The following is a 14,384-nucleotide window of genomic DNA, read 5'->3' on the forward strand; positions in this document are numbered from 1 at the left end:
ATCACCGCGACGAGATCGCAGGTCGGAGGCAGATGCCGGCTTCGTAGGATGGGTTGAGCGCAGCGAAACCCATCAACGGCGCGCTCTGCCTGAGCGATGGGTTTCGCTGCGCTCAACCCATCCTACGTCCTACACCGCAGGCTCCACCGCATGACTCCGCGCGAAATCGCCACCGGGGATCGAGGCAAGCAGCGCTTGCGTATACGGATGCTTCGGCGCGTTGAACACCTCGCCGGCCGGACCGTGCTCGACGACTTCGTCGTCCTTCATCACCGCGACGAGATCGCAGGTCGGAGGCAGATGCCGGCTTCGTAGGATGGGTTGAGCGCAGCGAAACCCATCAACCGCGCGCTCCGTCTGATCGATGGGTTTCGCTGCGCTCAACCCATCCTACGTCCTACGTTCTACACCGCCGGCTCCACCGCATGGTTACGCGCAAAATCTCCACCTGGGATCGAGGCCAGCAGCGCCTGCGTATAGGGATGCTGCGGCGCGTTGAAGACGTCGCCGGCCGGACCGTGCTCGACGACTGCGCCGTCCTTCATCACCGCGACCAAATCGCAGATCTGCGCGGCGACGCGGAGGTCGTGGGTGATGAAGATGATCGACAGGCCGAGCTGCTCGCGCAAGCCGGTCAAGAGCCTCAGCACCTGCGCCTGCACCGAGACGTCGAGCGCCGACACCGCCTCGTCGGCGATCAGCACGTCGGGCTTCAGCGCCAGCGCGCGGGCCAGCCCGATGCGCTGGCGCTGGCCGCCGGAGAATTCGTGCGGCAGGCGGCCGCCGGCGGACGGATCGAGCCCGACCAGTTCGAACAGTTGGCGCGCCTCGGCGATCGCCTGCCTGCGCGGGGTGCCGTGGATGATCGGGCCCTGCGCGACTAATTCCTCGGCCTTGTGGCGCGGGTTGAGCGAGGCGAACGGGTCCTGAAACACCATCTGCATGTGGCGCGTCTCGCGCCGCACCTGCTCGCGCGGCATCGTCGCCCAGTCGCGGCCTTCGAGCAGGATCGAGCCGGAATCCGGATCGAGCAGCCGGATGATGCAGCGCGCCAGCGTCGACTTGCCGGAGCCACTCTCGCCGACGATGCCGAGCGTCGCGCCCTTCGGCAGCTTGAGCGACACGTTCTTGACCGCGGCGGTGACCCGCGCGCCGCGGCCGAGAAAGCCGCCGGTGCGGAACGTCTTCGACACCTTGTCGATGCTGAGGATCGTCTCGCTGCCGAAGGCGCGCGGCGGCGGCGCGGTCAGCGGCGGCACGGCGGCGATCAGTTGCCGCGTGTAGGGATGCTGTGGCCGATGCAGCACGTCATCGGCGACGCCCTGCTCGACGATGGCGCCGTGTTGCATCACCACCACCCGGTCGGCGATCTCGGCGACCACGCCGAAGTCATGGGTGATGAACAGCACCGCGGTGTTGCGCCGGCTCTGCAGTTCACGGATCAGTTGCAGGATCTGCGCCTGCGTGGTGACGTCGAGCGCGGTGGTCGGCTCGTCGGCGATCAAGAGCTTGGGATCGAGCGCCAGCGCCATCGCGATCATGGCGCGCTGGCGCTGGCCGCCGGACAGTTCGTGCGGATAGGCGCCGGCTGCGCGTTCGGGATCGGGAATGCGCACGTCGGTCAGCAGCGCCAGCACCTTCGCCTTGATGTCGCGCTTGGACAGATCGGTGTGGATCGAGAACATCTCGCCGATCTGGTCGCCGATCGTGCGCAGCGGATTGAGCGCCGTCATCGGCTCCTGGAACACCATGGCGATGCCGGCGCCGCGCACCTTGCGCATCTGCGCGGCGCTGGCCTGCGCCAGATCGCGGCCTTCGAACAGCACGCGGCCGCCGTCGAGCGCGACGCCGCCGGGGAGCAGCTGCATCACGGCGTTGGCCATGATCGATTTGCCCGAGCCAGACTCGCCGACCACGCACAGGATCTCGCCCGGCGCGATCGACAGCGACGCGTCGCGTACCGCGTGGCTGCGGTCGGCGCCGGCGGGCAGGCGGACGCTCAGTCTGTCCAGCGTGAGAACTGCGGGCGCGGTCATCGGCCCTTCAGCCTCGGGTTGAGCGCGTCGTTGAGGCCCTGGCCGACCAGCGACACCGCCAGCACGGTGATCAGGATGGCGATGCCGGGGATCGCCGCGACGTACCATTGCACGCGCAGCACATCGCGGCCGAGCCCGATCAGATTGCCCCAGGAGGCGACGTTGGGATCGGACAGCCGCAAAAACGCCAGCGCGCTTTCCAACAGGATCGCCACCGCCATCACCACGCTGGCATAGACGATCACCGGCGGCAGCGCGTTGGGCAGGATCTCGCCGAGGATCAGCTGCAGGTCCTTCATGCCGAGCGTGCGGCCGGCCTGCACGAACTCGCGATTGCGCAGGCTGAGAAATTCGGCGCGCGTCAGCCGCGCCGGCGCCGGCCACGACACGATGCCGACCGCGATCGTCACCGTGGTCAGCGTCGAGCCGAACACCGCGACCAGCACCAGCAGCAGCACGAAGTTCGGCAGGATCTGGAACGCCTCGGTGATGCGCATCAGCACGGTGTCGACCCAGCCGCCGAAATAGCCGGCGAAGGCGCCGATCAGTACGCCGATCACGATCGCGATCACGGTCGCTGCGCCGCCGATCAGCAGCGCGATCCGCGCGCCGTAGAAGATCTGCGCGGCGATGTCGCGGCCGGAATTGTCGGTGCCGAGCAAAAAGCGCGGATTGCTGAACGGCCAGATCAGCGGCCGGCCGGCCAGCGCCAGCGGATCGCGCGGATAGATCCAGCCGGCGCTGATCGCCATGCCGATCACCACGAGCAGCAGGATCAGGCCGACCACGGCGGCCGGGCTACGGAAGTAGCGCTTGATGGCGTCGGTCACGCTACGTCCCCGCCGAGATGCGCGGGTCGAGCCGGGCGTAGAGCAGGTCGACCAGGAAGTTGACGGCGATCACCAGCAGCGCCGAGACGAACACGATGCCGAGCAGCGTATTGAGGTCGCGCTGCACCACGGACTCGTAGGCGAGGCGACCGAGCCCCGGCAGCGAGAACACGCTCTCCACCACCACCGAGCCGCCCAGCATGGTGCCGGCCTGCAGCCCGATCAGCGTCACCATCGGCAGCAACGCGTTGCGCAGCACGTGGCGGACGACGATGCGGGTCTCGTCGAGCCCCTTGGCGCGCGCGGTGCGGACGAAGTCGAGATTGAGCACTTCGAGCATCGAGGCCCGCATGATGCGCAGATAGATCGCCAGAAAGATCAGTCCCAGCGTCAGCGTCGGCAGGATCAGATGCGCGGCGATGTCCAGCGTCCGGGCGAAGCCGGTCGCGGCCGCGCCGATGTCCTCGAAGCCGCCGGCCGGCAGCCATTGCAGATAGACCGAGAACACCACGATCGCCATCAGGCCAAACCAGAACGACGGCGTGGCGTAGAAGATCAGGCCGAGCGTCGAGATCAGCGTATCCGGCCATTTGTTGACGCCGCGCGCCGCGATCACGCCGAGCACCAGGCCGGCGAAGAACGCGAACGACAGCGACGCGGTCATCAGCAGCAGCGTCGGCGGCAGCCGCTCGAGGATCACGGTGGCGACCGGCTTGCCGTAGATCGAGGAGAAACCGAGATCGAACCGCACCAGCCGCCACAGATAGTTGGCAAGCTGCAGCGGAATCGACAGATCCAGCCCGTAGAACTTGCGCAGCTCGCGCGCGGTCGCGGCGTCGCCGCCGCCCATCTGCGCCATCATCGCATCGACGGTGTCGCCGGGCGCGAATTGCAGCAGCAGGAAGATGCCGATCAGGATCAGCAGCAGGGTCGGGATCGAGGCGGCGAGCCGCCGCCCCGCGAGGCTCAGGATACGCATGCGACTATATTGGCTGAATTGGCAGCGGGGTCGATCGAAATCGGCCGGCCGCGTTCGTCATTGCGAGTTCGGACCGACGGAGGCGTCGACGCGCTTTCGATGAAAGAACGCTGCCGCGCGAAAACCTCTCCCCGCGCGCGGGGAGAGGTCGGATTGCGCAGCAATCCGGGTGAGGGGGCGCCTCCGCACGCCTGAGCGCCTGCTATCCTGTGACCCCGATGCCTCAACAAACTCGCGCTCGGCCTTGCGGAGACGCCCCCTCATCCCACCCTTCTCCCCGCGCGCGGGGAGAAGGAGCAGGCCGTGTTCGCGGCATCAACTTGATCCAATCAAACTCGGACGTTGGCCAGCGCCCGGGTGACGCTGCGGACGCGGAAGACACAGACTTTGGAGGCGCCAGTATCAAGATAGCCTCTCGGAGAATTTGAGTGACTTCTTTCTTCCTAGGAGCACTCGGATCGGCGCTCCGCGCCGTCCGAGCACAGGCTCCGCGACGAAGCAATCCAGAAGCGACTTGCACTGCGCCCCTCGATTGCTTCGCGGAGCCTGTCATCGGGCGGCGCTACGCGCCGACCCGTTGGCTCGCAATGACGCGGGAGGCATGTCAGGCCGAAAGCCAAAGATCGTGCCAGGTCGACGACGCCCAACGCGGCGTGTTGGAGTGATTGCGCGCCTTCGCGGTGATCACCGTGACGAACAATTGCTCGATCGGCATCCAGATCGGCAGCTCGGTGTTGGCGCGGGTGACGAAGTCGGCATACAGCGCCTTGCGCTTGACCGGATCGACTTCAGTCGCGGCATCATCGATGATCTTGTCGATCGTGGGGTCTTCCCAGCCCCACTGGTTGGTCCACGGCGCGCCCTTGGGCTGGCCGGAGCGGTACCACACCGTGGTCGAGACTGCCGGATCGTTGCGATACTGGTGCCAGCCGGTGGCCAGGTCGAAGGCGTGGTCGTCATAGACCTGCTTGAGAAAGCCGCCGCCGTCGTTGCGCACAACCTCCACCTGAATGCCGACCTCGCCCAGCGACTGCTGGATGAAGGTCGCCCACAGCGAGATGTCCTCGCCCCAGGGCGCCGGCAGCAGCCGCAGCGACAGCCGGTTGCCGCCGGCGCCGGGCTTGAGGCCGGCCTCGTCGAGCAGCGCGATCGCCTTCTTCTTGTCGTAGGGGTATTGCGGCGTGTTCGGGCCCGGATAGAAGTCGGTCGAGGTCGAAGGGATCGGGCCGGTGCCGAGCTTGGCGAAATCGCCGAGGAAGTTCTCGATGAAGAACGGCACGTTGATGGCGTGCGCAATCGCGCGGCGGACGCGGATGTCCGACAGCTCCTTGCGGCGGAAATTGAACTCGATGGTGTTGGTGCGGGCGTTGCCCTCGTTGCCCTTGGTCGAGACGATGAAGCGCTTGTCCTTGCCGAGCCGCGCCATGTCGGAGATCGTCAGGCCCGAGAACGGGCTGAGCTGCAGCCCGCCGGCCTCGAGCTGCGCCGCCGCGGCGGCGCGGTCGGTGATCACCTTCCAGACGATGCGGTCAAGATAGGGCGCATTCGGCCGCCAGTAATTGTCGTTGCGGTCGGCGATGATGTACTGGCCGCGCTCGTATTTGTTGAACTTGAACGGGCCGGTGCCGACCGGCGCGAGGTTGGCCGGGTTCTGCCGGATGTCGCCGGTCTCGTAGATGTGCTTGGCCGAGATGTAGCCGAGGTCCGGCAGCGCGCGCAGCAACAGATTGAGCGGCATCGGCCGCTCGTAGCGGAAGATCGCGGTCTGCGGATCGGGCGTGTCGACCGCGGTGAGGAACAGCTGCAGCGTCGATCCGTAGTTGAGGATCTTCTTCCACATGTTCATCGCCGTGAAGGCGACGTCCTCGGACGTGAACGGCTTGCCGTCGTGCCAGGTCACGCCCTTGCGCAGCTTGAACGTGATGGTCTTGCCGTCCGGCGTCGATTCCCAGCTCTCCGCCAGCACGCCGACCGGATTGCCCGCGGCATCGAGATCGACCAGCGGCTCCTGGATCTTGCCGCCGATGATGTAGACGCCGGTCGAGGCCTGCAGGCTCGGATTGAGCTGGCGCTGCTCGGCGCCGTAATGGACGTTGAACACGCCGCCCTTGCGCGGCGTCTCCTGCGCGAAGGCGCGCATCGGATTGATCACATTGGCGGCGATCGCGGCCGACGTCAGCAAAATAGTGCGGCGATTGATCTCGAAGCGCGACAAGGCCATGCGGTCTCCTGGCAGGAATGGGGCGGGCGGGACTATCAGACGATACGATGCCGCCGCCGATCAAGCCATTTTCAATTTGCGCACCGGCCGGCAAGTTTGTGTCGCCGCGGTCCGAGCCGCGGCGACGACCGCCGCCTCAGATATGAGCGGCGAGGTCGACGAGTTCGCCGACCAATATGCCGCTGCTCGCCAGCATGGCCTCGACCTGATCGGCCGCTTCGGCCACGCTGTGCGCCGAAGTGTCGATCGTCAGTTCGCTGGCGACCGGCGGCTGATAGTCGTTGCCGATGCCGGTGAAGTTCTGCAGCGCGCCGGCGCGCGCCTTGGCATAGTGGCCCTTCGGGTCGCGCTGCTCGCAGACCTCCGCCGGCGTTGCGACGTAGATCTCGCGGAAATGCTCGCCGGCGATGCGGCGCGCGGCGGCACGATCGTCCAGTGCCGGAGACACCGCGGCGACGATCGCCACGTGGCCGTTGGCGGCGAGGTGTGCGGCAATCTCGGCGAGGCGGCGGATATTCTCGGCGCGGTCTTCCGGCGAGAAGCCGAGGTCGCTGTTGAGCCCGGCGCGCAGCGTGTCGCCGTCGAGCAGGATCGGCGAGCCGCCGCGGTCGAACAGCCGCCGCTCGATCGCCTTGGCGAGCGTCGACTTGCCGGAGCCGGGCAGGCCGGTGAACCACAGCACCGCGCCGGTGTGGCGGAAGCGGGCGGCGCGTTCTTCGGGCCGCAGTGCGGACTCCACCGGCACGATGTCGGCGGTGGCGGCGCGCTGGCCGGCGTCGACGCTGAGCACCAGGCCGCCGCCGGCAATGCGGCCGCCGACCTCGATCACCAGCCGCCCGGTGCGCGGAAAGGTTTCGGCCGGGTCTGCCGCGACCGGCTGCGCCAGCGACAGGTCGATTTCGCCGACATGATTGCGGGCGATCGCCTTGGCGGCGACGCTGCCGAGATCGCCGGGATCGACCGCCTTTTCGATCGCCACCACGGTGGCGCGCGTCTCGCGGGTGCCGAGCCGCACCAGGATTGAGGCGCCGGCCTCGAGCGGCTGATCGTGCAACCAGAAGATGCGGGCACGCAGCCGCCGTGTATCACGCGGCGCCGAGCCCGCATGGGCGATGACGTCGCCTCGCTCGACGAACAATTCGCGGTCGAGCGTGATGCCGACCGAGCGGCCGGCGCCCTGCGGCCCGGCCACCGGTGTCACCGGCCAGCTCTCGACGCTCTTGATCCTGGCGATCTTGCCGGCCGGCATAATGACGATGTCGTCGCCCGCCTGCAGGCGCCCGGATTCGATCCGGCCAGCGACGATGCGGCGGTCGTCGAATTTGTAGATCGCCTGCACCGGGAGCCGCAGCGCCAGCTGATCGAGCGGCTGCGACGGCGTCAGCGCGTCGAGCGCCTCGACCACGGTCGGGCCTTGGTACCAGCGGATATTGTCGGTGCGCTCGGCGACGCCGTCGCCGTCGCGCGCCGAGATCGGAATCACCGCGGTCGGCGTCACGCCGAGCGAGGTGAGATGGTCGGTGATCTCGTCGCTGATCGCCTTGAAACGATCGGCCGAGAAGTCGACGCGGTCCATCTTGTTGACCACGACGGCGACCTGCTTGATGCCGAGCAGATGCAGCAAATAGCCGTGCCGCCGAGTCTGGTCGCGCACGCCTTCCAGCGCGTCGATGATCAGCACCGCGCCGTCGGCCTGCGAGGCGCCGGTGATCATGTTGCGCAGGAATTCGGCGTGGCCGGGCGCGTCGATCAGCACGACGTCGCGCGAGCGGGTGCGGAACGAGATCTGCGTGGTGTCGATGGTGATGCCCTGGTCGCGCTCGGTCTGCAGCGCGTCGAGCAGGAACGACCATTCGAACGGCATGCCGCGCCGGGCGCTGACCGCCTTCAGCATTTCCAGCTTGCCGTCCGGCAGCGAGCCGGTCTCGTGCAGCAGCCGGCCGACCAGCGTCGACTTGCCGTGGTCGACATGGCCGACGATGACGATGCGGACCAGCGGCCGCGTGGTGCCGTTCGGCGTGGTGAGAGAGGCGGGCGAAACCGCGAGGTTCATGGCATCACTCATGGTCGGAATTGTTACTTACAGATAGCCGGCGACGCGCAGACGCTCGAAGGCGTCCTCGGTCTCGTGGTCGAGCGCGCGGCCGGCGCGCTCCGGCACCTTGGTGGTCTGCAGTTCGTGCAGGATCTCGTCGATCGACGAGGCGGTCGACGCCACCGGAAAGGTGATGTCCTGATCGCCGAGCGAGCGATAGCGCTTGCCGTTCTGCGACAGATACAGCGGGATGATCGGGATGTTCTCGCGCTTGGTGTAGGCCCAGATATCCGCCTCGGTCCAATGCAGGATCGGGTGGATACGCAGATGCGCGCCGGGCGGCGGCGAGGCGTTGAACTGATCCCAGAACTCCGGCGGCTGATCGCGCACGTCCCATCCGCCTTCCGTGCCGCGCGGCGAGAACACGCGCTCCTTGGCGCGGGTCGCTTCCTCGTCGCGGCGGATGCCGGCGATCAGTCCGTCGAAGCCGTATTTGGCGAGCGCCATTTTCAGGCCCTCGGTCTTGCGCGCCGCGGAGCGCGCCGCCGGCGGCAACGTCGGATCGACGCTGTCGATCGGCGGGCAGGGGTCGACGCGCAGATCGAGATCCCACTCCTTCGCGTAGTGTTCGCGGAAGGCGTACATTTCCGGAAATTTCTTGCCGGTGTCGACATGCAGCGCCGGGAACGGCACCTTGCCGAAGAACGCCTTGCGGGCCAGCCAGATCATCACATTGGAGTCTTTGCCGAGCGACCACAGCAGCGCCAGCTTCTTCAGCCGGGCGAAGCCCTCACGCAAAATGTAGATGCTCTGCGCCTCGAGCGCGTCGAGGTGGTCCATTGGGGGCAATGCGTCCCGTGGCGGAAGATCGGGCAGGGACGCCGGTTGCGCGGCGCGAAGTTCGGGTGCGGCGAGGGTCATGTACAGGCTCCCGGCAAGACGGGTCCGGATCGATCCGGACCCTCGTTGTCGCGCGGCCGAGACGGCGTCATTATCGTGAGGAGAACGAACATCTCTGCGGCGCATAGATAGGGGATGGAATTTCTACGGTGGAAGCCCCCGACAGAAAGAATAATTTTCTATCGATCTGGCTTGTAAGATACATAGATAGAAAATATTTCTATTCAATCCTTGATCGGTCACTTCGTGCCGCGGTGCGGTGATGGCAGTCGAACCGGCCGTGCAGAAAGTCATTCGGGAATGAGCAACCTCACCCAAACCTCCCCATCTCCAGCCGCGGCGCCCGATGCCACGGCGGTGCGCGCGGCCGCGCTGAACAGCGCGCTTCACGGCGCGTCGCCGGCCGAGATCATCGCCGCTGCGGTCCGCGAACTCGGCCGCGACCGCGTCGCGCTGGTGTCGTCGTTCGGCACCGAGTCGGCGGCGCTTCTGAAAGTGATGGCGGACGTCGATCCGGCGATCCCCGTGGTGTTTCTCGATACCGGCTGGCTGTTCGAAGAGACGCTCGCATATCGCGATACGCTGATCGATCAGCTCGGCCTCACCGACGTGCGCTCGGTCAAGCCATTGGCCGCCGATCTAGAGCGCGACGATCCGGCACAGGATCTGTGGTTCTCCGATCCGGACAAATGCTGTTTCATCCGCAAGATGGAGCCGCTGCGCCGCGCCTTGGCGCCGTTCGACGGCTGGATCAACGGCCGCAAGCGATTCCAGGGCGGCGCACGCACGGAGATTGCGGTGGTCGAAGCCGATGGAGTGCGCCTGAAGTTCAACCCGTTCGCCAACGTGTCGCGCGAGGAGATCGCCGCGATCTACACGCTCGGCAAATTGCCGCCGCATCCTTTGCTGGCTTCGGGCTTCCTGTCGGTCGGCTGCATGCCGTGTACCAGCCGGGCCTCATCGGCGGATGATACGCGCTCGGGGCGCTGGCAGGGGCGTAGCAAGACGGAATGCGGCATTCATACGATGAAGACTTCGTAGCAGATTGCTGTCGCGCCCGATCGAACAATGAAATGCGGTTTCGTTGACTTGAGCGGCTTTGTTGTTGAGTTTCGCAACTCCGCCGGTGACGACTGAGACGTCGTCCGGATCATGGAGAATTGAAAATGCTTCGCCGACTCATTCCGCTATTCGCAGGCCTGTTGATCGCGACGTCCGCGCAGGCGGCCGACGTGACGCTGCTCAATGTGTCCTACGATCCCACTCGCGAGCTCTACAGCGACTTCAACAAGTCATTCGCCGCCGCGTTTCAGAAACAGGCTGGCGACAAGGTCACGCTCAAGCAGTCGCATGGCGGCTCTGGCTCGCAGGCGCGCTCGGTGATCGACGGGCTGCAGGCCGACGTCGTGACGCTGGCGCTCGCCTATGACATCGACGCGATCGCCAACAAGGGGCTGCTCGCCAAGGATTGGCAGAAGCGGCTGCCGCAGAACTCCTCGCCCTACACGTCGACCATCGTCTTCCTGGTGCGCAAGGGCAACCCGAAGGGCATCAAGGATTGGGACGATCTCCTGAAGTCCGGCGTCAGCGTGATCACGCCGAATCCGAAGACCTCGGGCGGCGCCCGCTGGAATTATCTGGCGGCCTGGGGCTACGCGTTGAAGAAGTCCGGCTCGGAAGAGGGCGCCCGCGACTTCGTCGGCAAGCTGTTCAAGCAGGTGCCAGTGCTCGACACCGGCGCGCGCGGCTCGACCGTGACATTTGTCGAGCGCGGCGTCGGCGACGTGTTGCTGGCCTGGGAGAACGAGGCCTATCTGGCGGTGAAGGAATTCGGCGCCGACAAGTTCGAGATCGTCGCGCCGTCGGTGTCGATCCTGGCCGAGCCGCCGGTCGCTGTGGTCGACACCGTGGTCGACAAGAAGGGCACCCGCGCCGCCGCCGAGGCTTACCTCAACTATCTCTACTCCAAGGACGGCCAGGAAATCGCCGCACGCAACTTCTATCGTCCGCGTGACGCGGAGATTGCCAAGAAGCACGAGGGCTCGTTCGCCAAGGTCGACCTGTTCACCATCGACGACGTGTTCGGCGGCTGGACCAAGGCGCAGACCGAACACTTCGCCGACGGCGGCGTGTTCGACAAGATCTATAAGAACTGAACGGCGCGCGGGTCGCCGGCGCACAGCACGGCTGCGATCGGCAGAGTTGGGGATGGTATGCTTAGCAACGAAGACAGTGCGCTCCCTCTCCCCGCGCGCGGGGAGAGGGCCGGGGTGAGGGGGCGATTCCGAGTCCCCCAGCCTTGGCGTTTGATCCCCAACCTCTCTCCGCGTCATTGCGAGGAGCGAAGCGACGAAGCAATCCAGCTCCGTGCACCGCGCTCTGGATTGCTTCGCTTCGCTCGCAATGACGGGGATAGCTCGGTCGCTTTTATCGCGCGACTTCAGGGCCCCCCACAGGTGCTCCTGTGAGCACGCTGTCCCGCCGCCGCTCCTTGCCCGGCTTCGGCCTCACCATGGGGCTGACGATCACCTGGCTGTCGCTGATGATCCTGATCCCGCTGGCCGGCTTGTTTCTCAAGACCGCGGAGCTCAGCCTCGCCGAGTTCTGGGCGACGGTGACGGCGCCGCGGACGCTGCACGCGCTGAAGATCTCGTTCGGGCTGTCGCTCGCCGCCGCCTGCGTCAATCTCGTCGCCGGGCTGCTGATCGTGTGGGCGCTGGTGCGCTATCGCTTTCCCGGCCGGCGGATCTTCGACGCCATCGTCGACATTCCGTTCGCGCTGCCGACCGCGGTCGCGGGCATCGCACTGACCACGCTGTTCGCCCAGAAGGGCTGGCTCGGCGCTCCGCTCGCCGCGCTCGGCATCAAGGTGGCGTTCACGCCGCTCGGCATCTTCCTGGCGATGATCTTCATCGGCATCCCGTTCGTGGTCCGCACCGTGCAGCCGGTGCTGATCGACCTCGACGCCGAACTCGAGGAAGCCGCCGAGTCGCTCGGCGCCTCGCGCTGGCAGACCATCCGCCGCGTCATCCTGCCGAGTCTGGCGCCGGCGGCGCTGACTGGCTTCGCGCTGGCCTTCGCCCGTGCGGTCGGCGAATACGGCTCGGTGATCTTCATCGCCGGCAACCTGCCCAACGTCTCCGAGATCGCACCGCTCTTGATCGTGATCCGGCTGTCGGAGTTCCGCTATTCCGACGCGACCGCGATCGCGGTGGTGATGCTGGTGTTTTCGTTTCTGATCATTTTCATTCTCAATCGGATCCAGCACTGGGCGCAGTCCCGCTCGCTGGCCACGGCGTGATAGCATGACGTTGGTTGCAACAAGCCCAGTGAGGCGCCCTGTGCGCAGATCGGCCGACAAGGCCGCAGTCCCCGCGGCTGCAATGCGGCGCGCCGCGCATAGTGAGCCCGCGTGGGTCCGGCTGCTGGTCATCGGCTTCGCGGTGGCGTTCCTCACCTTGTTCGTCGTGCTGCCGCTGGTGCTGGTGTTCTCCGAAGCGCTGTCCAAAGGCGTCAGCTTCTATCTCGACGCACTGAGCGACGAGGAGGCGCTGGCGTCGATCCGGCTGACGCTGGTGGCGGCGGGCATCTCGGTCGGGCTCAACCTGATGTTCGGCGTGATCGCCGCCTGGGCGATCGCCAAGTTCGAATTTCCCGGCAAGACGCTGCTGATCACGCTGATCGACCTGCCGTTCTCGGTCTCGCCGGTGATCTCCGGCCTTGTGTTCGTGCTGCTGTTCGGCGCGCAGGGCTGGTTCGGGCCGTGGCTGATGGCGCACGGCGTGCAGATCCTGTTCGCTGTGCCGGCGATCGTGCTGGCGACGACGTTCGTGACCTTCCCGTTCGTGGCACGCGAACTGATTCCGCTGATGCAGGAGCAGGGTCCGTTGGAGGAAGAAGCCGCGATCTCGCTCGGCGCCGGCGGCTGGACCACGTTCTGGCGCGTCACGCTGCCGAACATCAAATGGGGTCTGCTGTACGGCGTGCTGCTGTGCAACGCCCGCGCGATGGGCGAATTCGGCGCGGTCTCGGTCGTCTCCGGCCACATCCGCGGCGAAACCAACACCATGCCGCTGCTGGTGGAAATTCTCTACAACGAGTACCAGATGGTGGCTGCATTCGCGATCGCCTCGCTGCTGGCGCTGCTCGCGCTGGTGACGTTGATCGTCAAGACCGTGCTGGAAGGCCGCATCGAACAAGGGCTGAATTCCAATGACCATTGAAGTTCGCAACATCGTCAAGAATTTCGGCAGCTTCCGCGCGCTCGACGATGTCGACCTGCGGGTCGAGACCGGCGAGTTGATGGCGCTGCTCGGCCCGTCCGGCTCCGGCAAGACCACGCTGCTGCGGATCATCGCCGGGCTGGAATGGCCCGATTCAGGCTCGATCGCGTTCGACGGCGAGGATGCGTTGGCGCGCGGCGCCGCGGAGCGTCACGTCGGCTTCGTGTTTCAGCACTACGCGCTGTTCCGGCACATGAGCGTGTTCGAGAATGTCGCGTTCGGGCTGCGCGTGCAGCCGCGCAGGATCCGCAAGAGCGAGGCGGAGATCAGGAAGCGGGTCGGCGATCTCTTGGACCTCGTGCAGCTCGGCTGGCTTGCGGATCGTTACCCGAACCAATTGTCCGGCGGTCAGCGCCAGCGCATCGCGCTCGCCCGCGCGCTGGCGATCGAGCCGCGCATCCTGTTGCTCGACGAGCCGTTCGGCGCGCTCGACGCCAAGGTGCGCAAGGAGCTGCGCGCCTGGCTGCGCAACCTGCACGAGGAAATCCACGTCACCTCGATCTTCGTCACCCACGACCAGGAAGAGGCGCTCGAAGTCGCCAACCGCGTGGTGGTGATGGACAAGGGCCGCATCGAACAGATCGGCTCGCCCGGCGACGTCTACGAGCGGCCGGCCTCCGCGTTTGTGCACGGCTTCATCGGCGAATCGATCGTGCTGCCGGTCGAGGTGCAGGACGGCCGCGTCCGGCTCGGCGACCGCGTGCTCGACCTGGCGCCGACCGACGCGGTCGCCGGGCCGTCGAAACTGTTCGTGCGTCGCCACGATGTCGCAGTCGGCCCGAGCGGCACCGGCGTGCTCGAAGGCGCCGTCAAGGCGGTGCGCGCCTTCGGCCCGATGCAGCGCGCCGACATCGTGCTCAATGGCGGGCAGGGCGACACGCTGATCGAGATCGACGCGCCGCGTGACCACTCGCTCAAGGTCGGCGACCGCATCGGCCTGCAACCCCAGCGCTACCGCATCTTCGCCGACCACTGACGCGTCCGGGCGACGCATCGCGCACTCCCCCATCGTCATGCCCGGCCTTGTGCCGGGCATCCACGCCTTGCTGCGTCACCGCGCCAAAGGCGTGGATGGCCGGGACAAGCCCGGCCATGACGGA

12 protein-coding genes are annotated in these 14,384 nt (G+C 66.5%); 5 read left to right on the top strand and 7 right to left on the bottom strand.

Annotated elements, in window-relative coordinates; translation table 11 throughout:
• Window positions 1-129: 129 nt before the first annotated feature.
• The 7 genes from D4Q52_RS01955 to cysD form a co-directional block, all read right to left on the bottom strand.
• Window positions 130-270, bottom strand: a complete 141-nt coding sequence (locus D4Q52_RS01955; RefSeq protein WP_119854870.1) for an oligopeptide/dipeptide ABC transporter ATP-binding protein — start codon at window positions 268-270, stop codon at window positions 130-132.
• 134 nt (window positions 271-404) lie between these two features.
• Complete coding sequence (locus D4Q52_RS01960; protein ID WP_119854871.1) at window positions 405-2,036, bottom strand: ABC transporter ATP-binding protein; 1,632 nt, start codon at window positions 2,034-2,036, stop codon at window positions 405-407.
• Window positions 2,033-2,866: an ABC transporter permease gene (locus D4Q52_RS01965; RefSeq protein WP_119854872.1), complete on the bottom strand. Its 834-nt coding sequence runs from the start codon at window positions 2,864-2,866 to the stop codon at window positions 2,033-2,035. The genes D4Q52_RS01960 and D4Q52_RS01965 overlap by 4 nt, the downstream gene beginning before the upstream one ends.
• Before the next feature lies 1 nt (window position 2,867).
• Window positions 2,868-3,845, bottom strand: a complete 978-nt coding sequence (locus tag D4Q52_RS01970; RefSeq protein ID WP_119854873.1) for an ABC transporter permease — start codon at window positions 3,843-3,845, stop codon at window positions 2,868-2,870.
• A gap of 604 nt (window positions 3,846-4,449) precedes the next feature.
• On the bottom strand, window positions 4,450-6,066 hold the full coding sequence (locus tag D4Q52_RS01975) for an ABC transporter substrate-binding protein (protein WP_119854874.1): 1,617 nt from the start codon (window positions 6,064-6,066) through the stop codon (window positions 4,450-4,452).
• 136 nt (window positions 6,067-6,202) lie between these two features.
• On the bottom strand, window positions 6,203-8,119 hold the full coding sequence (cysC, locus tag D4Q52_RS01980; RefSeq protein WP_119854875.1) for an adenylyl-sulfate kinase: 1,917 nt from the start codon (window positions 8,117-8,119) through the stop codon (window positions 6,203-6,205).
• A 27-nt stretch (window positions 8,120-8,146) separates the two neighbouring features.
• Window positions 8,147-8,941, bottom strand: coding sequence for a sulfate adenylyltransferase subunit CysD (gene cysD, locus D4Q52_RS01985; protein WP_119854876.1), 795 nt, complete (start codon window positions 8,939-8,941; stop codon window positions 8,147-8,149).
• Between the two features lie 360 nt (window positions 8,942-9,301).
• On the opposite strand from cysD, the gene D4Q52_RS01990 reads away from it, so the two are divergent.
• From D4Q52_RS01990 to D4Q52_RS02010, 5 genes are all read left to right on the top strand, one after another.
• A complete protein-coding gene (locus D4Q52_RS01990; RefSeq protein WP_119854877.1) occupies window positions 9,302-10,042 on the top strand; it encodes a phosphoadenylyl-sulfate reductase in 741 nt (246 codons plus the stop codon).
• Between the two features lie 125 nt (window positions 10,043-10,167).
• Window positions 10,168-11,157 carry a sulfate ABC transporter substrate-binding protein gene (locus tag D4Q52_RS01995; protein WP_119854878.1) on the top strand — a complete coding sequence of 330 codons (990 nt, stop codon included), beginning with the start codon at window positions 10,168-10,170 and terminating at the stop codon, window positions 11,155-11,157.
• A gap of 308 nt (window positions 11,158-11,465) precedes the next feature.
• Entirely contained in the window at window positions 11,466-12,302 is an 837-nt protein-coding gene (gene cysT, locus D4Q52_RS02000) for a sulfate ABC transporter permease subunit CysT (RefSeq protein ID WP_119854879.1), read from the top strand.
• 4 nt (window positions 12,303-12,306) lie between these two features.
• Complete coding sequence (gene cysW, locus D4Q52_RS02005) at window positions 12,307-13,224, top strand: sulfate ABC transporter permease subunit CysW (RefSeq protein ID WP_119854880.1); 918 nt, start codon at window positions 12,307-12,309, stop codon at window positions 13,222-13,224.
• Complete coding sequence (locus D4Q52_RS02010; RefSeq protein WP_119854881.1) at window positions 13,214-14,260, top strand: sulfate/molybdate ABC transporter ATP-binding protein; 1,047 nt, start codon at window positions 13,214-13,216, stop codon at window positions 14,258-14,260. The genes cysW and D4Q52_RS02010 overlap by 11 nt, the downstream gene beginning before the upstream one ends.
• Window positions 14,261-14,384: the final 124 nt, after the last annotated feature.

This window comes from Rhodopseudomonas palustris, assembly GCF_003591005.1.
GTDB classification, from domain to species: domain Bacteria; phylum Pseudomonadota; class Alphaproteobacteria; order Rhizobiales; family Xanthobacteraceae; genus Rhodopseudomonas; species Rhodopseudomonas palustris_K.